Source organism: Oceanobacillus sp. CFH 90083, from assembly GCF_009389585.1.
GTDB lineage: Bacteria > Bacillota > Bacilli > Bacillales > Amphibacillaceae > Oceanobacillus.
This window is the reverse complement of the sequence record NZ_VIYG01000010.1, coordinates 63,045-83,333: the sequence shown is the minus strand read 5'-3', so window position 1 is coordinate 83,333 and position 20,289 is coordinate 63,045. Positions and strand designations below refer to the sequence as shown.

At 38.9% G+C, this 20,289-nt stretch carries 16 protein-coding genes, 2 tRNA genes and 1 other annotated feature; of the genes, 14 read left to right on the top strand and 4 right to left on the bottom strand.

Translation table 11 applies throughout. From position 1 onward, the window contains the following. Positions 1-372 precede the first annotated feature (372 nt). From yaaA to gyrA, 5 genes are all read left to right on the top strand, one after another. Entirely contained in the window at positions 373-594 is a 222-nt protein-coding gene (yaaA, locus tag FLK20_RS15235) for a S4 domain-containing protein YaaA (protein ID WP_152657451.1), read from the top strand. Between the two features lie 3 nt (positions 595-597). Continuing rightward, positions 598-1,722 carry a DNA replication/repair protein RecF gene (recF, locus tag FLK20_RS15230; RefSeq protein WP_152657450.1) on the top strand — a complete coding sequence of 375 codons (1,125 nt, stop codon included), beginning with the start codon at positions 598-600 and terminating at the stop codon, positions 1,720-1,722. Positions 1,723-1,823: 101 nt separating this feature from the next. Next, entirely contained in the window at positions 1,824-2,093 is a 270-nt protein-coding gene (gene remB, locus FLK20_RS15225; RefSeq protein WP_152657449.1) for an extracellular matrix regulator RemB, read from the top strand. A 338-nt stretch (positions 2,094-2,431) separates the two neighbouring features. Beyond that, the gene (gyrB, locus tag FLK20_RS15220; protein WP_152657529.1) at positions 2,432-4,357 is read left to right on the top strand and encodes a DNA topoisomerase (ATP-hydrolyzing) subunit B; all 1,926 of its coding nucleotides are present in this window, start codon (positions 2,432-2,434) and stop codon (positions 4,355-4,357) included. Between the two features lie 338 nt (positions 4,358-4,695). Continuing rightward, on the top strand, positions 4,696-7,206 hold the full coding sequence (gene gyrA / locus FLK20_RS15215) for a DNA gyrase subunit A (protein WP_152657448.1): 2,511 nt from the start codon (positions 4,696-4,698) through the stop codon (positions 7,204-7,206). A gap of 95 nt (positions 7,207-7,301) precedes the next feature. Here the strand turns inward: gyrA and FLK20_RS15210 are convergent, their stop codons facing one another. Then, positions 7,302-8,252, bottom strand: a complete 951-nt coding sequence (locus FLK20_RS15210) for a YaaC family protein (protein WP_152657447.1) — start codon at positions 8,250-8,252, stop codon at positions 7,302-7,304. 254 nt (positions 8,253-8,506) lie between these two features. Between FLK20_RS15210 and guaB the strand changes: the two genes are divergently transcribed. The 4 genes from guaB to FLK20_RS15190 all read left to right on the top strand — a co-directional run bounded on the left by guaB (position 8,507) and on the right by FLK20_RS15190 (position 13,671). Beyond that, positions 8,507-9,979, top strand: a complete 1,473-nt coding sequence (gene guaB, locus FLK20_RS15205; protein ID WP_152657446.1) for an IMP dehydrogenase — start codon at positions 8,507-8,509, stop codon at positions 9,977-9,979. 459 nt (positions 9,980-10,438) lie between these two features. Beyond that, positions 10,439-11,779 (top strand): D-alanyl-D-alanine carboxypeptidase family protein, encoded by a 1,341-nt coding sequence (locus FLK20_RS15200; RefSeq protein ID WP_152657445.1) that lies wholly within the window; start codon positions 10,439-10,441, stop codon positions 11,777-11,779. 86 nt (positions 11,780-11,865) lie between these two features. Next, positions 11,866-12,098 (top strand) — a binding site (T-box leader). Between the two features lie 67 nt (positions 12,099-12,165). Continuing rightward, entirely contained in the window at positions 12,166-13,443 is a 1,278-nt protein-coding gene (gene serS / locus FLK20_RS15195; protein ID WP_152657444.1) for a serine--tRNA ligase, read from the top strand. A gap of 135 nt (positions 13,444-13,578) precedes the next feature. After that, positions 13,579-13,671, top strand: a tRNA-Ser gene (locus FLK20_RS15190). 97 nt (positions 13,672-13,768) lie between these two features. Here FLK20_RS15190 and FLK20_RS15185 read toward each other — a convergent pair. Further along, complete coding sequence (locus FLK20_RS15185; RefSeq protein ID WP_152657443.1) at positions 13,769-14,515, bottom strand: GTP pyrophosphokinase; 747 nt, start codon at positions 14,513-14,515, stop codon at positions 13,769-13,771. 444 nt (positions 14,516-14,959) lie between these two features. On the opposite strand from FLK20_RS15185, the gene proC reads away from it, so the two are divergent. From proC to FLK20_RS15170, 3 genes are all read left to right on the top strand, one after another. After that, positions 14,960-15,778, top strand: a complete 819-nt coding sequence (gene proC / locus FLK20_RS15180) for a pyrroline-5-carboxylate reductase (protein WP_152657442.1) — start codon at positions 14,960-14,962, stop codon at positions 15,776-15,778. A 39-nt stretch (positions 15,779-15,817) separates the two neighbouring features. Further along, complete coding sequence (locus FLK20_RS15175; RefSeq protein ID WP_152657441.1) at positions 15,818-16,105, top strand: TIGR04104 family putative zinc finger protein; 288 nt, start codon at positions 15,818-15,820, stop codon at positions 16,103-16,105. Between the two features lie 255 nt (positions 16,106-16,360). Continuing rightward, positions 16,361-16,433, top strand: a tRNA-Arg gene (locus tag FLK20_RS15170). Positions 16,434-16,490: 57 nt separating this feature from the next. Here the strand turns inward: FLK20_RS15170 and FLK20_RS15165 are convergent. Further along, a complete protein-coding gene (locus FLK20_RS15165; RefSeq protein ID WP_152657440.1) occupies positions 16,491-17,438 on the bottom strand; it encodes an ATP-grasp domain-containing protein in 948 nt (315 codons plus the stop codon). 442 nt (positions 17,439-17,880) lie between these two features. Here FLK20_RS15165 and FLK20_RS15160 point away from each other — a divergent pair, with 442 nt between their 5' ends. Beyond that, complete coding sequence (locus tag FLK20_RS15160) at positions 17,881-18,798, top strand: DMT family transporter (protein ID WP_152657439.1); 918 nt, start codon at positions 17,881-17,883, stop codon at positions 18,796-18,798. A 330-nt stretch (positions 18,799-19,128) separates the two neighbouring features. Here the strand turns inward: FLK20_RS15160 and FLK20_RS15155 are convergent, their stop codons facing one another. Next, a complete protein-coding gene (locus FLK20_RS15155; protein WP_152657438.1) occupies positions 19,129-19,503 on the bottom strand; it encodes a helix-turn-helix domain-containing protein in 375 nt (124 codons plus the stop codon). A gap of 154 nt (positions 19,504-19,657) precedes the next feature. Here FLK20_RS15155 and FLK20_RS15150 point away from each other — a divergent pair, with 154 nt between their 5' ends. Continuing rightward, positions 19,658-19,891: a helix-turn-helix domain-containing protein gene (locus FLK20_RS15150; RefSeq protein ID WP_152657437.1), complete on the top strand. Its 234-nt coding sequence runs from the start codon at positions 19,658-19,660 to the stop codon at positions 19,889-19,891. Positions 19,892-20,289 lie beyond the last annotated feature (398 nt).

Genomic DNA, 20,289 nt, shown 5'->3' with positions numbered 1-20,289 from the left:
AATATGTTTTTATGCATTTCGCGTTAAAAAAAACGTTGGATAAGACAATAAGTAAAAGTTATACCTGATAAGAAAAAGCTTTTTTGTTTGGAAAGGCTTTTTCTTTTTGGGAATTAAAAAGAAAAACAGAAGTCCATTTATACACCCTCTAAAAAACAACAGAAAACGCGCTCTAAGAAGAGAATGGAAAAATAAGAATTCCCCCCATTAAATACAGCTTAAAAACGCTATAACGCATCTTTTTGCAATTATTTGAGGCCTATTCTTCCTTTTTTAATCAATCTTTAGTAAAATAGATAATAGCGGAAATAAAGTGAAACATACAGCCGGTTACACTTAGATAAAATAAATAGAAAGCATTTGGTGATATCTATGCATGAGCAGATAAAAATAGATACGGAATATATAACGCTTGGGCAATGTATCAAGCTGATTAACTTTTTAGATTCTGGTGGAATGGTTAAAGTATATCTTCAAGATATAGGTGCTGTGGTCAATGGCGAACGTGAACATCGCCGCGGGAGAAAATTATATCCGGAAGATGTCCTTGAAATAGATGAGATAGGGTCCTTTATCATTCTTAAAGAGGAATAAAGCATGCATATTGAACAGTTAAAATTAACCAATTATCGCAATTATGAAGCATTGGATATTACATTTGATGATAAGGTAAATGTCATTATTGGCGAGAATGCACAAGGAAAAACCAATCTGATGGAAGCTATTTATGTGCTCTCTTTTACCCGTTCTCATCGTACAATGCGGGAAAAAGAGCTCATTCGCTGGGACTCAGATTATGCTACAATAGAGGGCAAGATTACTAAAAGAAAGCAATCTATCCCCTTGCAAATCTCCATTTCATCCAAAGGGAAAAGGGCAAAAATCAATCATTTGGAGCAGCACCGGTTAAGTGATTATATAGGTGCAGTTAATGTGGTTATGTTTGCGCCGGAGGATTTAACCATCGTTAAAGGAGCTCCGCAAATTCGCCGTCGTTTTATGGATATGGAGTTAGGTCAGATCCAGCCGACTTATATCTACCATTTATCTCAATATCAAAAAATACTGAAGCAAAGAAACCATTTATTAAAGCAGCTGCAACGCAGGAACTCTGCTGATGAAACTATGTTGGATGTATTAACAGACCAGCTGGTTGAGCATGCTTCTTTTTTGTTGGAGAGGCGATTTGTTTACCTTGAGTTGCTAAGAAAATGGGCCGGGCCGATTCATGAAGGCATCAGCCGTAATCTAGAAAACTTAGAAATTCAATATGATGCGACAATAAAGGTATCAGAAGAGGCGGATAAGGAGAAAATAACTACTAGCTACCACGATTCCTTTAAGGATGCCCGTAAAAAAGAAATTGAACGCGGCACAACGTTGATTGGACCGCATCGGGATGATCTGATCTTTTTTGTGAATGGCAAGGATGTACAAACGTATGGTTCACAAGGACAACAGCGGACAACAGCATTGTCGATTAAGCTGGCTGAAATCGAATTGATCTATCAAGAGGTTGGTGAATATCCGATTCTGTTACTGGATGATGTATTAAGTGAACTCGATGATTATCGTCAGTCACACTTACTAAATACGATTCAGGGAAAGGTACAGACATTTGTTTCCACGACCAATATCGATGGTATTCATCATGAAACGCTGAAAAATGCAGAGTTGTTTCATGTCCACCAAGGGTTTGCCACAAATGAAAAAGAGTTGTAATCTGCTGTTATTTTAACGAAGGATCCGAAAATCAAATTTATGTTTTTTTGAAATACCCCCTTCACCCCAAATAGACAGCCGAAGAAAGGGAGCGATTGATCGTGTTCATTCACATTGGCAATGACAACGTTATCCGGTCTCAGGAGGTCATTGCGATCATTGATTACGATTTATATACAAATGCATCAGGAATGTATCAGATGATACAAGAATGGAAGCAGCAAAAAAAAGTTTCCGGTCCCGAAAAAAAGGCCAAATCTATGATGATTACAGAAAATCATATTTTTTTCAGTTCCTTATCTGTAGCTACGTTAAGAAAGCGGTCAGGTATTTTAACAACGATCAGTAATCTAGAAGATTATTATGAATAACAGGTTAAAGTATACCCCTCTAAAGTTTGACGCCTGGAGGTGGACATGGCTGTTTTTATAAATAGTTATTCACAAGTAAACAATTTTATAACTTCTTAAACAGACAACAAAATCAAGAGATTTCTGCTCTAAAATAACGCAGAATATGCTCTTTTAAATATAAATCGAAACGTAATTAAAGTGGAACATTTTTCTCCACTAAATTACAGCTTAAGTGAAACAGGAAAGTACGTCCGTTATCTCGCGCTAAATAAATTTATTTTGAGGCAGGAGATTTACGGATGGTTATCCGTGGTAAATTGATGAAGCGTAATTCATATAGAAATGAGTGTGAGAAGATGTCAATGGAAGACAGAGTTACAGAAAACCAAGCCTATGATGCTGATCAGATACAAGTGCTTGAAGGTCTTGAAGCAGTTCGTAAAAGACCAGGAATGTACATTGGTTCTACAAGTGAAAAAGGATTGCATCACCTGGTCTGGGAAATTGTCGATAATAGTATCGATGAAGCGTTGGCAGGCTATTGTGATCATATTGAAGTCACTATTGAAGAAGATAACAGTATTACTGTGAAGGATAACGGGCGGGGAATTCCTGTAGATATACAGAAGAAAACAGGTCGCCCGGCTCTGGAAGTTATTATGACAGTACTTCATGCCGGCGGTAAGTTCGGCGGTGGCGGGTATAAGGTTTCCGGTGGACTTCATGGTGTTGGTGCATCTGTTGTGAATGCTCTTTCTAGCAGTTTAGAGGTATCTGTTCATCGTGATGGGAAAGTTCACTACCTTTCTTTTCAAAAAGGTGTGCCTGATGGGGAAATTACGATTATTGGCGATACAGATATTACTGGAACAGTCACCCATTTTATACCAGACCCGGAAATTTTTACGGAAACAACAGAATATAATTATGAAACGTTGGAGCAGCGCTTAAGAGAGCTTGCCTTTTTAAATAAAGGACTGCGTATTTCCATTGAAGATAAGCGTACTGAGAAAGAGCCTGCGACTTATTATTATGAGGGCGGAATCAGCTCTTATGTTGAATTTATTAATAAAAATAAAGAAGTATTACACGCCCCGTTTTATGCTGAAGGGGAAGATCAAGGAATAGCTGTGGAACTCGCGATTCAATACAACGATGGTTTTGCAACGAGTTTATATTCTTTTGCAAACAATATTCATACGTATGAGGGCGGTTCACATGAGGTTGGCTTCCGTTCTGGACTGACACGTGCTATCAATGATTATGCGAAAAAGAATAGTTTATTGAAAGATAATGAATCTAATTTGTCCGGGGAGGATGTCCGGGAAGGATTGACAGCTATTGTCTCTGTAAAACACCCTGATCCGCAATTTGAAGGACAGACAAAAACAAAATTAGGAAATAGTGAGGTACGTGCCATTACCGATGGTGTATTTTCAGAGTCCTTCTCTAAATTCCTTTATGAAAATCCTACGACTGCCAAAATTATTGTAGAAAAAGGGTTAATGGCGTCCAGGGCACGTTTGGCTGCGAAAAAAGCAAGAGAGCTGACACGCCGTAAAAGTGCACTTGATGTAACAAGTCTGCCGGGGAAATTAGCTGATTGTTCCTCCAAAGACGCCTCTAAAAGTGAGCTGTACATCGTAGAGGGTGACTCTGCCGGCGGTTCGGCAAAGTCAGGAAGAGACCGTCATTATCAGGCAATTCTTCCTTTACGCGGAAAAATCTTAAATGTCGAAAAAGCACGTCTGGATCGTATTTTATCCAATAATGAAGTACGGGCGATGATTACGGCATTAGGAACCGGTATCGGTGAAGATTTTGATATATCCAAGGCGCGCTATCATAAAGTTGTTATTATGACCGATGCTGATGTTGATGGTGCTCATATCAGAACGTTATTATTAACCTTTTTCTATCGATATATGCGTCCATTAATTGAGCATGGCTATATTTATATAGCACAGCCGCCGCTCTATCAAATTAAGCAGGGCAAAGCGGTTCATTATGTGTATTCTGATAAAGGGCTGGATGCACTCCTTGCCGAGCTTCCAAAAGCGCCAAAGCCGGGTATTCAGCGTTATAAAGGACTGGGCGAAATGAATGCAGACCAGCTTTGGGATACAACCATGGACCCGGAATCACGCACATTGCTGCAGGTTGAACTTAGTGACGCCATTGAGGCGGACCAAGTTTTTGATATGCTGATGGGCGATAAAGTAGAACCGCGCCGCAACTTTATTGAAGCAAACGCCCAATATGTACAGAACTTAGATATTTAAAAGTAACATCCTTTTAATAATAATGACAAAGCAGATAGAAGTACTTCTATCGCTTTGTTGTTAGATATTAGAAAATACAATAACTGTATAAGCTGGATGATAAATTACATGCTTTAATGTTTGCTTTCTTACAACAATGATGAATATGTATTCCCTACACCTAGTGTTTTTCCGGGGTTGCGATTACTCCCCCATAAAAAACGTTGGAGCGGTCGCTATATAAGCTTCTTAAACATTCTAAACATATTCAAAAAGCTCAAATAATGTAATCCAACTTAATTTAACAGAAAGATTCAAGGAAATCACTAACATAATAGTGATTGGGAGGTTATTAAACTATGGCAGAGGAAAAACGTCCGAGTGTCCAGGAAATAAATATTAGTAAAGAGATGCGTACATCCTTCTTAGATTATGCAATGAGCGTTATCGTATCCCGTGCATTACCTGATGTCCGGGATGGAATGAAACCTGTACACCGCCGTATTCTTTACGCAATGAATGATTTGGGGATGCACTCTGACAAAGCATTTAAAAAATCAGCACGTATCGTTGGAGAGGTTATTGGTAAGTACCATCCACATGGAGACTCGGCTGTTTACGAAACAATGGTAAGAATGGCACAGGATTTTAGTTATCGCTATATGCTCGTGGATGGACACGGGAACTTTGGATCTGTTGATGGAGATTCTGCAGCGGCAATGCGTTATACCGAAGCGCGTATGTCAAAGATTTCCATGGAGCTTCTTCGTGATATTAATAAAGACACGATAGACTATCAGGATAACTATGACGGTGCAGAACGTGAACCAATTGTGTTTCCGGCACGATTTCCCAATCTGCTGGTGAATGGAACATCGGGGATTGCTGTCGGAATGGCAACAAATATTCCGCCGCATCATTTAGGTGAAACGATTGATGCTGTACTGGCAGTGAGTAAAAATCCTGATTTAACAGTAGATGAAATTATGGAAAGCTATCTTCCGGGTCCGGATTTCCCTACTGCCGGACAAATTCTGGGAAGAAGCGGTATCCGTAAAGCCTATGAAACAGGCAAAGGCTCTATTACAATCCGGGCAAAAAGCAATATTGAACAAGGCAAAAATGATAAAGAAACGATTATTGTGACAGAGCTTCCTTATCAAGTGAACAAAGCTAAGCTTATTGAAAAAATAGCTGAGCTGGTCCGCGATAAAAAGGTTGATGGCATTACAGATCTTCGTGATGAATCTGACCGTAATGGAATGCGGATTGTCATTGAACTTAGAAGAGATGCAAATGCGAATGTTGTATTGAATAATTTATACAAGCATACCTCTCTGCAAACAACGTTTGGGATCAATATGCTTGCCCTTGTTGACGGGCGTCCCAAAGTATTAACCATTAAGCAGTGCTTAGAATATTATTTAGAGCATCAAAAAGAAATTATTAAGCGCCGTACAGCTTTTGAATTGAATAAAGCAGAAGCACGCGCCCATATTTTAGAGGGATTGCGAATTGCGCTTGATCATCTGGATGAGGTTATTTCCTTAATCCGTAATTCGAAAACAGCAGATATTGCCAGAGAAGGATTAATGGAGCGCTTCAAATTATCAGAGAAGCAGGCTCAGGCAATTCTTGATATGCGTCTGCAGCGTTTGACAGGTTTAGAACGTGAAAAGATTGAAGAAGAATACAAAGAGCTCCAGGCGTTAATTGCTGAATTAAAAGCCATTTTAGCGGATGAAGAAAAAGTATTGGAAATAATTCGCGAAGAGCTTACGGAAATTAAAGAGAAATTTAGCGATGAACGCCGCACTGAAATTGTTGCCGGCGGGGCTGGTTTCTTTGAAGACGAGGACCTTATTCCAGAAGAAAATATTGTTATCACGCTGACACATCAAGGTTACATTAAACGATTGCCGGCTTCTACGTACCGGACACAGCGTCGCGGCGGCCGGGGAATTCAAGGGATGGGAACCAATGAGGATGACTTTGTTGAGCATCTTGTATCTACCTCAACTCATGATACCGTTCTTTTCTTTACGAACAAAGGGAAGGTATATAAAACAAAAGGCTACGAGGTTCCGGAGTTTAGTCGTACTGCTAAAGGGATTCCAATTATCAACCTGCTGCAGGTAGAAAAAGGAGAATGGGTAAATGCTGTCATCTCTGTATCCGAGTTTGATGAGGAGCATTTCTTATTCTTCACAACGAAGCATGGGATAGCAAAGCGTACATCTCTTGAAAAATTCCAAAATATCCGTAAAGGCGGACTGATTGCCGTAAATCTGCGGGAAGAGGATGAATTGATTTCTGTCCGCATGACCGATGGCGAAAAAGAAATTATGATTGCTACCAAAAACGGTTATTTGATTCGTTTTGAGGAAGAGCAGATGCGCCCAATGGGAAGAACAGCAGCAGGCGTAAAAGGTATCTCTTTACGGGAGGACGATGAAGTCGTATCGATGGAAATTTTGGAAGAAGACTCTAAAATTCTTCATGTAACCAGTAAAGGGTTTGGAAAACAAACACCGGAAAATGAATACCGCCGCATAAACCGTGGAGGTAAAGGGGTATTTACTTGTAAGCTGGATGAAAAAACAGGACATGTTGTTGATGTGAAAGCTATCCATGGCGATGAAGATTTAATGCTTATCACGATTGCAGGTGTGCTGATCCGTATTCAAGTATCCGATATTTCGCAGACAGGCAGAAATACCAAAGGGGTACACCTGATTCGTCTGCAGGACGATGAAGAGGTTGCAACTGTCGCGCGGATTGAGAAGGAAGAAGAGGAAGAAACGGAACAATCAGAACAAGTAGAGGGTTCAGAGGAAAATAAAGAAGCAAACGATCATAACGACGAATAATACACACGTTTTGAGACAGTTTCGTTACTTCAGCAGACGATAAAAATCAACCGGCAGGCTATGAAAGTATAGCTCGTCGGTTGATTTTTTATTAACTATTTGTCCTTAATTTCAAAATGCTGCAATAAGCACTGACTGATAAGAGCCGGTGTTTTTTTCTGGGTTACTTTTAAAAATTGCTGAATAAGCGGATACTCCCGATCTGCTTTTAATTGAATAAGCTCGCCCCACCATTCGGTTTCATATCGGCAAATCATGCTTAAATTAAACAACAGAAGATAATGGACCAGAATTTCAGAATAAGGGAAGTAGTCCGCTCTATCTGCCGGAAAATAGATACATTGGTTATGCAGATGATAACGGAATGGCCCGTTCCAATCTTTGACGGGTTCTGTCAGATAAAGCAGCAGTTCTCCCTCTTTTTGCTGAATATGATCAATGGGTGGCAAAAACATACGAATACGCTCTACAAATGTCTCTTCTTTTAAATGAAAGCCATCAAAAATCCTGTTTGGAAAACGAAGCTCTTTGCTTCCTTGTTCCCCGATAATTACCATAGGGGCTTCCCGGTAGAGCTTCCATATACTGCTTAGTTCCGGAATAGAACGCAGCAGCAGCTGCATAGAAACACGATGTAACGGAAAAGGATGGAGAGAAAATAGATAGCGGCTGACATATGGAAATAACCCCTGCTGCTGAATTTTGACCTCATCCTCGATGAAACGATAATCTTTTCGTTTTCTTTTCCGGGCTGTCAAACCATGGGCGAGTACACTTGTTGTTTCAGGATAATCTGGACGTTTCGTCAGCAGCCAGCCTTTTAAAAGGTGTATCATTCCATAAAACGACAGAACCGGCTGAACCAGAATATTGCTTCCCTGACTGGCTTCCATAAAGCTGGTTCCATTACTGAGATAATGTATAAAGGCAGAGCTGTTTTGATAGCTTTTTGTAGAAGTATCATCAAGAAAGTGATATTTTTCTCTCAAGTAATTTTGTGCATTTTCTTCCACTGTTAAAAAGGAATATATATCTTCATTATGCATTTTCATTCCAGCTCCATAACTATTGAAATATTTTGAATCTATCTTCTATTTTTTCTTCTATATTGAGTGCTTGAAAAAGCGTAAAAGATAGAGTAATGTAAGTAAAAATAGATATTTGCTACTAATTTCAGAAGGTTGGTATATTTTAGCAGTTTCTCCGATATCGTATGAGGATATACCTTGAAAACTGTATAATACCTGCAAAATAAAGTGAAACGATGTTGCGAATTCAATGATTGGAGGATAAGCTAGCAATGAGAGAAGACAAATTTGCAAAAGAAGGTTTTACGTTTGATGATGTATTGCTTGTTCCGGCAGAATCAGAGGTTTTACCAAACCAGGTGGATTTAAGTGTTGATTTAACATCAAGCTTAAAATTGAAGTCACCATTTATCAGTGCCGGGATGGATACCGTAACAGAAGCAGAAATGGCAATTGCGATGGCACGTCAAGGTGGATTTGGGGTCATTCATAAAAATATGTCTATTGAACGGCAGGCAGAGGAAGTCGATCGTGTCAAACGCTCGGAAAGTGGTGTTATCACGAACCCGTTCTTTTTAACTCCTGAGCATCAGGTGTACGATGCGGAACATTTAATGGGAAAATACCGCATTTCAGGAGTTCCTATTGTAAATAATATTGACGAACAAAAGCTTGTCGGTATTTTAACCAATCGTGATTTGCGCTTTATTGAGGATTATTCAATTCTGATTTCAGAAGTAATGACGACGGAGGAATTGGTAACAGCACCGGTAGGAACAACACTGGAGGAAGCAGAGAAGCTTCTGCAGAAATACAAAATTGAAAAGCTGCCTCTTGTTGATGATCAGGGAATCTTAAAAGGATTAATTACGATTAAAGATATTGAGAAGGTCATTGAATTTCCAAATGCAGCAAAGGATTCACAGGGGCGGTTGATTGTAGCAGCAGCAGTCGGTGTGACCGGCGATGCGATGAAGCGAATTGAAAAATTAGTGGACGCTGGTGTGGATGCCATTGTGATTGACACAGCACATGGTCACTCTAAAGGTGTTCTGGATCAATTAAAAAATATTCGTGCGGCATATCCTGATTTAGCAATTATTGCAGGGAACGTGGCAACAGAAGAGGGAACAAGAGCTTTAATCGAAGCCGGAGCTTCTGTTGTAAAAGTAGGTATCGGACCGGGATCAATCTGCACAACCCGTGTGGTGGCAGGTGTCGGAGTACCGCAAATTACAGCAGTTTATGATTGTGCACGGGCAGCAAAAGAATATGGTGTACCTGTCATTGCAGACGGCGGCATTAAATATTCCGGTGACATTGTGAAAGCTTTAGCAGCAGGCGCACATGCAGTGATGCTGGGAAGTATTTTTGCAGGGACAACGGAAAGCCCTGGGGAAACAGAAATTTTCCAGGGACGCCAATATAAAGTATATCGCGGTATGGGATCTGTCGGAGCGATGCAGGCAGGATCAAAAGACCGCTACTTCCAAAGTGAATCAGAAAATAAAAAGCTTGTTCCAGAAGGTATTGAAGGGCGTATTGCTTACAAAGGATCACTTGGAGATACCTTCCATCAATTGGCAGGCGGTTTACGCTCCGGTATGGGTTATTGCGGAACGAAAACGTTAGAGAATTTAAGAAATGATTCCCGCTTTATCCGCATTACAGGAGCAGGGTTAAAAGAAAGTCATCCGCATGATGTGCAGATTACGAAAGAAGCTCCAAACTATTTTGTACAGTAATGCAGGAAGACATAACAGATAGTATTTGATGACAAATTTGTGTCATACCGTCTTAAAAAAAATAGATAGAGGATGTTGCTCTATCTATTTTTTTATGAATTTTTATGGTAAAATGTGAAGCGTGCTTAGCAGAATACATAGAACTTTTACAGTGCTGCGCTTTTAAGGTGGAATAGGTAATGACAGACCCTATTCAGTGAGAAAAAGAGCGAAAAATGTCACTGAATGAAGTTTTGTGGGGATGAAAGAGCACCTGCAAAATAAAGTTTCGTTTTATCACGGATAACCGTCCGTAAATGCTCCCGCCCTCGAGAAAAGGGTAAAGAATAAATGAAGGCGAGAGAAAACGGCCGCTAATGTCCTGATTGACTCAACTAATATTTTGTGAGGAAAAGCGCCCACAAAATAAAGTTTCGTTTTATGTAAACAAGCTATATTATTAAACGGAGGTAAGGAAATGTGAGAAAGTCTATGAATAAATTATTTCTTTTGGTAGTTGCGGCAGCGCTTGTCTTAACATCTTTTGTTACACCATCTATATCTGTTTATGCAAGTGGATTAGATTTAGAGGCGGAATCGGCTATTTTAGTGGATGCGGAGACGGGTAAAATTTTATATGCGAAAGATCCGGATGTGGCATTACCTCCTGCTAGCATGACGAAAATAATGACAGAATATCTCGTTTGGGAAGCAGTTGAAAATGGAGATATTTCTTGGGATACAACAACGCAAATTAGCGATTATGCATATGAAATATCTGGTAATGATGATTTCTCAGGTGTTGGATTAACACAGCAACAAGACTATACTGTACGAGAGCTATATGAAGCAATGGCGATTAATTCAGATAATGCAACAACAATTGCCCTGGCAGAATTAATTGCAGGATCAGAAAGCGAATTTGTTGAAATGATGAATGCAAAAGCAGAAGAGCTGGGTATGCCGGAATACAAGTTTGTAAACTCGACTGGATTAGATAATGAGAGTTTGGGGGATAATTATCCAGAAGGAACAAGTCCTAATGATACCAACTTATTATCAGCCCGTTCAGCAGCGATCTTAGGGTCTGCATTGGTTAATGACTATCCGGAAGCGTTAGAGATTTCCAGCATACCAAGTACAGAATTTGATCAGCAGGAAATTCGTAACTGGAATTATATGCTGGAGCACGATGCCGATTTTTTACAGCAGCATTACTATGAAGGTGTCGATGGTTTAAAAACAGGCTTTACTACAGTTGCCGGCTATGCTTTTACAGGAACAGCAGAACGTGATGGACGACGTCTGATCACTGTTGTCATGAAGACAGAAAGTGAAGATGCACGATTTGAACAGACAGCAAGACTGTTTGATTATGGTTTTGATGAGTTTGAGACACAAGAATTATTCCCGGCAGGATATCAAGAAGAAGGCAGCGAAACTGCTCCTGTAGCAAGAGGAAAAGAAAAAGAAGTTAATATTGGTATCAATGAAGGTATCCATGTTCCCATCAAATCAGGTGAGGAAGAATTATACCATTTAGAGTATTCTATTGATGAAGACAGGCTGAATGAAAATGGAGAATTAGAAGCTCCGATAGCAGCAGATGAAGTTATTGGAACAGTTACTGTTGTCTATGACGGGGAAGAAGAAGATTTTGGATATATTTCGGATGAAGCAAGTCAGGAAAGCTATGAATTAGTTGCAATGGATGCCGTAGAAAAATCCAATTGGTTTATGCTTACTCTCCAATCTATTGGTGATTTCTTTGTTAATATATTTCAAGGTGCATTTAATTGGGTAAAAGGACTTTTTAGCTAATTTTTATGAGAAGTCTTGCAACCTGATAAGAAATAGCTTATGATATACAATAATTCATTGAAATAGAGGGAACATCCTCTTGAAATAATTATGTGTTGATAGGAATTAGTAACTGTTTGACTCTATCTAAAGAGAGCTGATGGCCGGTGTAAATTAGCGTTAGAGGACAGTGAATCCATCCTGGAGCATGCTTATGGAAGTGAGCGGGACTCATGAAATAAGCACGGAGATACGACGTTATTCGTATATAAAGCCGAAAGAATCTGCACAGATTCTTTAATTAGGGTGGCAACGCGGGAAATATACTCTCGTCCCTTTCTATATAAGGGACGGGAGTTTTTTAATGGTTTAAAAGTGTAATCAAAAATTCCAAGGAGGTAATGATGATGTTAGATATGAAGTATGTACGAAATAACTTTGAGGAGGTCAAGAGTCGTCTTGCACATCGGGGAGAGGATCTTGGCGAATTAGACAGATTTGGTGAGCTTGATGTAAGAAGACGGGAGTTAATTGCGGAGACAGAACAGTTAAAGGCAAAGCGTAATGAAGTGTCTAAGGAGATTTCTGTTTTAAAGCGTGAGAAGAAAGATGCGGAAACTGCTATTGCTTCCATGCGTGAAGTTGGAGATGAGATAGCTAAGCTTGATAAAGAATTAAAAGAAATTGAAGAAACGTTAGAGCATATTATGCTCTCCATTCCTAATCTGCCACATGAAAGTGTTCCAGTGGGAGAAGGTGAGGATGATAACCTAGAAGCACGCAGCTGGGGTACTGTGCCGGAGTTTTCATTTGAAGCGCAGCCGCACTGGGATGTTGCGACAAATTTAGATATATTGGACTTTGAACGTGCTGCAAAAGTGACAGGAAGCCGTTTTGTTTTCTATAAAGGCTTAGGAGCCAGACTGGAACGTGCATTATTGAATTTTATGATGGATTTGCATGCGGATAAGCATGGCTATCAGGAAATGCTGCCTCCATACATTGTAAATCGCACAAGCATGACAGGGACAGGACAGCTTCCAAAATTTGAGGAGGATGCATTTAAGCTGGAGGACTGGGATTATTTTCTGGTGCCAACTGCAGAGGTTCCTGTCACCAATTATCATCGGGAAGAAATTTTAACAGGTGATGACCTGCCTAAAAAATATGTCGCATTCAGTGCCAGCTTCCGTTCTGAAGCAGGTTCTGCCGGAAGGGATACACGCGGCTTGATTCGTCAGCATCAATTTAATAAAGTAGAGCTTGTGAATTTTGTGAAACCGGAAGATTCTTATGAGACACTAGAAAAATTAACTGGAGAAGCAGAAAAGGTATTACAGCTGTTAGAGCTTCCTTATCGTGTAATGACCATGTGCACAGGTGATTTAGGCTTTACAGCTGCGAAGAAATACGATATTGAAGTATGGATTCCCAGCCAGAATACGTATCGTGAAATTTCCTCCTGCTCTAACTTTGAAGATTTCCAAGCGCGCCGTGCCGGAATCCGTTTCCGTCGGGAAGCAAATGGAAAACCGGAATTTGTTCATACCTTAAATGGTTCTGGTCTTGCATTAGGACGCACCGTAGCAGCTATTTTGGAAAATTATCAGCAGGAAGATGGAAGTGTGGTTGTGCCTGAAGTATTGCGTCCTTACATGGGCGGTGTAGAGGTTATTGGTAAGTAACAGATAAACAAGGGCTCTTCTGTTGAGGGAGAGCTTCTTGTTTTTTAAGGAAAATTGTTGACAAATAAGATTTAAGGATGATATAGTATATTTTGTTCGCTAAGGAACGAGTCAGTGAACTTTATTTATATCTGTGGAGGTATACCCAAGTCTGGCTGAAGGGATCGGTCTTGAAAACCGACAGGCGGGTCAAACCGCGCGGGGGTTCGAATCCCTCTACCTCCTCCATTTATAACAAATATAAAAAATTAAAGATAAAAACCCGCAGCTATGGAGTTGCGGGTTTCTTATATCTTAGAACGTATTTTTACTGCATAGCCTCTATTTATTCTCTATCTCTTTTCTCCATCAATGATTCTAATAACTGTTTTGGCAGTGGGAAGCGTTTGTTATTCAGTGGCAGAAAATCGAGCTGTCTTTCTGCATGTTTATCTTCTTTTGCCTCATTGATTTCTGTATGAAGTACTTCCATCTTCTCATCTAACTGGTTTGCAATATTCGCACTGGTTGTTAATTCTTCAATAAGATATGCCGGTACTTCCCCATCATATTTATAATAAATTTTATGCTCTAAGCTTGCCCAAAAGTCCATGGCAACGGTACGAATTTGAATTTCGATAAAGACCTCCTCCTGACGGTCGGAGAAAAAGACGGGAATGGATACAATCAAGTGTAGGCTTTTATAACCATTCGGCTTCGGATGTTTGATGTAATCCTTTGTTTCAACCACTTTGATATCCTGTTGTCCTTGAATCATTTCACTAATTTTATAAATATCAGAGATAAATGAGCAGACAATCCGTATGCCTGCAATATCCTTAATATGACTGCTAATCGAATTTTGGGTAATCGGAATATTTTTGCGCTGACATTTTCGCAAAATACTTTCCGGTGATTTAACACGTGATTTTAAATGTTCTATCGGGTTATAGTCATGAATATGTTCGAATTCTTCTTGAAGGATGTTAAGCTTCGTATTCATTTCATCCAATCCAAATTTGTAGCTGAGCATAAAACGTGTCAGTTCTTTTCGTACAGCTTTCAGTTGGTTTATTTGTTTTCCATCATCCATTGCTAAAATTCCTTTCTAGCTTTCGTTAGTGTACAATATAAGTATAGCAAAGGTTGTTGGGAATAGCAGATAAAAAGGCGGCAGATTTCACCTTCATCCATGCAGTCTTGACAAAACTACGGCAAAGCCTTATAGTACAATTCAATATAACAATACGTTGAACAGACCAGTAATCGATGTGTATTTACCAAAGAGAGGGAATCCAGCGGCTGTAAGATTTCTGCAAATGCCTTGATGAACCTATCTGGGAGTATGTTAGTAGGTGCTAACTGCAGTAAGCTGCATTATCAATGAGAGTGGGTAACGTTTATCAACAAAGGTGGTACCGCGGAGTAATACTGATTCCGTCCTTTACAAAGGATGAGTAATCAGTTTTTTTATTGTTACGGGGTATCAGTGGTTATATATAACAATTGAATGAAGAAAAATACAGGAGGAAAACATATGAATAAGACAATAGCATTTTTTGGTGCAGGAAATTTAGCGGAGGCGATTATTGCTGGTGTGACAAGGACTAAAGTGGTTACAAGAGAACAAGTGCTTGTGACAAACCGCAGTGATAAAGCACGGTTGGATGTCATTGCTGAAAAGTATGGGGTTACATGTAACCGGAATAAAGAAGAAATGATTCAGGAAGCAGATATTATTATTTTGGCGATGAAGCCTAAGGATGCCGGCAATTATTTAAACTGGCTTAAAGATTACATAAAGCCGCATCACGTGGTTATATCTGTGATTGCAGGGTTATCCATCGAACAGATGGAAAAAACGCTTGGAGAGGGTATTCCTGTTATCCGTACCATGCCAAATACATCTGCATTGATCGGTCAATCAGCTACTGCCATTTCAAAGGGCTCCTATGTCCAGCTTAGTCAGCTTTATCTGGCAGAAGAACTTTTTCAGACGGTGGGCACAACAAAAATTGTCGAAGAGGAGCAGATGCATACCATTACTGCCATTGCAGGAAGCGGCCCGGCATTTTTCTATTATATGGTAGAAGCGATGGAAAAAGCAGCTATTGAGGCAGGACTGGACCGGGATACAGCATTAGAGCTGTTAACCCAGACTGTTATCGGTGCAGGAAAAATGCTGGAGTCATCCGGTGAAGATCCGGAGCAGCTCCGGATTAATATTACCAGCCCGTCAGGGACAACAGAGGCTGGCTTAAATCAGTTAATGGCGAATGGCTTTGATAAGATTATCAAAGCATGTATAGATGGTGCCAGAGAGCGTTCTATCGAAATTACAAATGCACAGAAATAATCTTTTAACGCACACTTTAAGAGAAAAGAGGAGAAGCAGATGCATACACCGGACTGCAGCTATTGCGGGAAAAGATGGAGCTATGGGCAGACCTTTAAACAGGTATTTAAAATTAAAATGATATGCCCGCATTGCGGGAAAGAAAATTATTATAAAGCAAGTAAAAAAGGCGGCTGGCTTCCTTTGTTGGCCATTCCTGTTTTTTTAGGGCTGGCCTTTGTATTAAAGCTGTCTTCTACTGGAATTATTCTGGCAGGGTGTTTATTAATGATTCTTCACATTCTGTCTATCCCTTATCGGACAAGATTACAGAAAGCGGGGAAATAAATGCAAGCAACCTGCTTCCCAAAATAGATAAGGTTTAGTATAATACGATTGTTCGTTTATTTTTCACGTTGGGAAAGTAAAAAATTTTAGCTTGGAAGTAGTAATTCGACGTAGTAAAAATTTTAAAGTACCAAGTATAAGCGCAACGAAGGCGATCAATCCTGCACCTTTCAGGCTTGGCTTGCCACGTTTTCTTTACAAAACGGATGATACATTGTAATCAGGTGTATATAATAACCTGATTTTGTATGGAAAGCCCCCGTAGCTCAGGGGATAGAGCATCGGTTTCCTAAACCGTGTGCCGCAGGTTCGAATCCTGCCGGGGGCGTTGGGGTATAATGGGAAAAGAAGCGTTCCTGCCTGAGCCGGAACGCTTCTTTTCCCATTATTTCGTTACAAATTTTTCTTTTAAAGCTTTTCCCAGAAATTCTGCTAATTCTAACATGCCATATTTATTCGCTGTTTCTTCCGCCTCTGAATTATAGTTTGTGTTCGTATTTACATCGTATGTGTAAACCTCACCCTGTAAATCACGAATAAATTCTATTCCTGCAATATCAATTCCGCTATCTTTTAAGAAGGTTTCATAACGATCGATTTGTTCCGGGTCAATCCCATCTTCAAGAATTTCAAACTTAGGCCGATGTTCTCCTTCGCCAACTGGACAAAAGGCAGCATCTATACGGCATGCATCTGCAGGGCATAGTTCGAAGCCTTCGGAGGTATCTACTTTAACTGCGTAAAAAAACTTTCCGCCAATAAATTCAGCCCGTGTTATAAAAGGCTCAGATGATTGAATATATTGTTGAATCAGTGTGATTCCATCAACAGGCTCTTCAAAATCCGGACCATATACATACGCCTCAAGCGCATTGATAGAATGAAAAAGCTGGACTCCCAACCCTTTACCAGCTCGATTATGCTTTGTAATAAAAGAAGTTTCCCCGATTTTCTTGGCAGCTTCTATAATTTCTTCGCGTCCAGCTGCTCCAATTGTTTTTGGTGTTTTTATTCCATTCTTTTCAAGAGCTGTATATTGGTTTATCTTACTAATTTCCAGATTGAGTGCATGTGAACCATTAAAGACTGTTCGATGATGCATTTCTAACCAGGCCAGCACACCTTTAGCTAATTCAGGTGCAAAACGATGATCCCTAGTATGTGCAGAGGCACTCATGCGATTATAAAATATTCCTTCAGGCGGTTCCGCTGTTAAATCGACAATACCTTTATCTAAATGCCAGGCTTCATAAGGCAAATTTAATTCTTCTAAGCGATTGGTTAAATGTACTGTCCAATCATCATTCTCATGTAATATATATATCTTTGCCAATGATAACACTCCTACTTTATTTTCTCCTATTTTACTTTAAATATATATTTGTTTCAATTAAACATATTAATTTAGTTGGTTTTAAATGTGATTCATTTCATAAAATGAAACTTCAATCAGTTGGGGTTTTACGGACGATTATCTGTGATAAATATTTGTGGAATTTGAAGCAGGTAGACTTTGGCGATCTGATTTCACGTTAGCAGTATAAAACAAGGCAGCTTCCTGCTCAAATGTAGAAAGCTGCTTTTTCGCTGGATTTGCTTCCAGCCTTTTCCCGTAGGACAGTCGCAATTAATGCGCCGGGGTCCGGTTTAATATATCCTCTGTATTTTTCACCAGTTCATCTGCTATTTTCATAACAAAACTCCTGAATATTGTTTTTCATTGCATATTTGCTTAAAATAAATACATTACATATTTTAGAAGGAAGGTTTCTTTTTTGTATTTCTTAATTATTTTGGGGGTAATTGCAGGAATGGTGATTCCTATGCAGACAGCGGTGAATAATCGGCTGAATGTGTTTACCAAGGCTGTTTTACCAACATCCTTTTACTCCTTTTTAACAGGGAGTGTTATTTTATTTTTTATTAATTTCATCATGGAACCAGAAAAATTTACGGTATCTTACTTTGCATCGCAATCTTTTTCCTATGTTTGGTTTGCTGGCGGTGTACTCGGAGTTATTTTTCTTACAGGTAATATTATTTTACTGCCTAGAATCGGTGCAGCGTTAACGGTTATTGTTACAGTTACCGGACAGATGTTGATTGGTATTTTAATTGATACATTTGGCTGGTTTAATGCAGAAATAAAACCATTGCATTTTATGCATATAATTGGTGTACTCCTGTTAATTACCGGAATTGTTTATATGAATGCGAGAAAGCAAAATGCTGTTACGCAGAATCGTTCTCGTCTGTGGATATTATTTGGATTATGTACAGGAATGATGCCGCCATTGCAAACAGCGATCAATAGTGCCTTACGATATGAAGTAGATTCCTTTTTCTATGCCGCTTTTATATCATTTATTATCGGTACTGCTGTGTTACTTATTCTATCCATACTGATTAATAAAGGAATAAGATTAGCACGTACTTCCGGGGATTTAAAATTAAAGTCCTGGCATTTTGCCGGCGGTGCACTCGGCGCAGCATATATTACCTCAAACATTACTTTAATGCCTTATCTTGGCGTTACACTAACAATGATGTCTGCTATTTTGGGACAAATTATCATGGGACTGTTAATCGATCACTTTGGTATGTTTAACTTGCCGAAATATCGGATTAATCAAAGAAGAATGATTGCTGTTATTCTGATTGTTAGTGGAATTGTGCTACTAAATTTCTTTTAGGAAGGCAGGCCTTGTTTTCATTTAGATAAGAAAATAAGGTCTATTTTTAATCCTATTCTTATAGTAAAGGACAGTTTATCTAAAAAATCATCCTGCCATGTAGTAAGTTTACTTCAGACTCAGAATAAATAAATTCTATTTTTAAAGCTTCTGCAACAGCAGGAATAGAGGGGGGATATCAAGCTGTGTATATAAAGCTCCGATAACATTTTCTGCATTTGAATAATACATCAGATCACCTTTTCAGGAATGTATGTTCTATTTTAGGTATTAAAAATAAGGTGCAGCATGTACACCTGTTTGTATATTCCTTATTAAAAATAGTAAATATTACTCTGTTCTATCAGCATTTCCGTTGTTTGTTTTCTTTCTGTATAAAATATATTGTATCACATTTAATGCTTCTTGTTTCTCTTCTTCTGTCATGCGTTTCCAATTACGGAACATTAATGTATCTTGCTCAGACATCGCCTCAGGCTGGGAAGTATCTTCCGTTGAGGGATACATAGATTTACCTAGAAGCCAGTCCACAGAAACACCATATAAATCAGCCATTTTATGTAAAGTTTCCGTATCGGGATCGCGATATTCTCTTTCATAACCTGATAAAGTACCATTTGAAATACCAAGAAGTTTGGATGCTTCAATTTGTTTTAATCCAGCATTTTCTCGTGCTTCTCTTAATCGTTGGGAAAGAATTTTCATTGTATCCACCTCAATATAGAGATAATACCATTTTTAATGAGAACAATATTATTTTTAAGCGAAATGCAAATTTTAATGTTCTGGTATATTGACTTATGCAAAGCGCTTAATTATAATTTAAGTTGCAAAAACAAAAGAAGGACGGAGTGATTTAGTGGAAATACATGAGAAAATTGAGTTTATCAGGCAGCAAAAACAGATAACAAAGACACAAATTGCGAAAAAGTGCTCAAAAACACCTGCCTGGTATACGAATATTTCTAAAGGGAAGACAAAGATTGATGTAGATACTCTGGAAAAAATAGCAGCTGCATTACAGATTGATGTGAAAATGTTATTTGATAAGGAATTAAATGATGCATTAAATAAATGCAAAGAGTTTTTATAAAAATAATGAAATGACACAAACTGTGCAGTAAAAGAGATTTTATACACCTTAGATCAGAATAATACCTCAAAGAGCCTGGATATGTATATTATGAAGGGCGCCACACAGCTATTTCCTCATAGAAAAATCTCTCAATCAAAGTTAATTTAATCCTGGATAGTAAGTAAATTGTGTTCTATCTCCTCATTACAGGAGGTAGTTTTTTTATTACTATAGAAAAGCTCAACGAATCTCCATAAGATTGTGTTTTATTCAATAAAAGTTGGGGTAAAGATTGCAAAGTCTTCTTGGATAATGTGATATTAAAAATAGCGCTATCCAAATACCTAACATTTATGGTAGAATTTATTTTACTTACTCTGCATTTAGAAATAATCCCTGTAAAATGTAGTCGCCTC

Excerpts from the sequence above, each read along its gene's own strand:
- gyrB (WP_152657529.1), top strand. The coding sequence starts at position 2,432 with ATGTCAATGGAAGACAGAGTTACAGAAAACCAAGCCTATGATGCTGAT.
- proC (WP_152657442.1), top strand. The coding sequence starts at position 14,960 with ATGAATAAGACAATAGCATTTTTTGGTGCAGGAAATTTAGCGGAGGCG.
- serS (WP_152657444.1), top strand. The coding sequence starts at position 12,166 with ATGTTAGATATGAAGTATGTACGAAATAACTTTGAGGAGGTCAAGAGT.
- guaB (WP_152657446.1), top strand. The coding sequence starts at position 8,507 with ATGAGAGAAGACAAATTTGCAAAAGAAGGTTTTACGTTTGATGATGTA.
- yaaA (WP_152657451.1), top strand. The coding sequence starts at position 373 with ATGCATGAGCAGATAAAAATAGATACGGAATATATAACGCTTGGGCAA.
- FLK20_RS15185 (WP_152657443.1), bottom strand. The coding sequence starts at position 14,515 with ATGGATGATGGAAAACAAATAAACCAACTGAAAGCTGTACGAAAAGAA.
- FLK20_RS15210 (WP_152657447.1), bottom strand. The coding sequence starts at position 8,252 with ATGCATAATGAAGATATATATTCCTTTTTAACAGTGGAAGAAAATGCA.
- FLK20_RS15175 (WP_152657441.1), top strand. The coding sequence starts at position 15,818 with ATGCATACACCGGACTGCAGCTATTGCGGGAAAAGATGGAGCTATGGG.
- gyrA (WP_152657448.1), top strand. The coding sequence starts at position 4,696 with ATGGCAGAGGAAAAACGTCCGAGTGTCCAGGAAATAAATATTAGTAAA.
- FLK20_RS15155 (WP_152657438.1), bottom strand. The coding sequence starts at position 19,503 with ATGAAAATTCTTTCCCAACGATTAAGAGAAGCACGAGAAAATGCTGGA.
- recF (WP_152657450.1), top strand. The coding sequence starts at position 598 with ATGCATATTGAACAGTTAAAATTAACCAATTATCGCAATTATGAAGCA.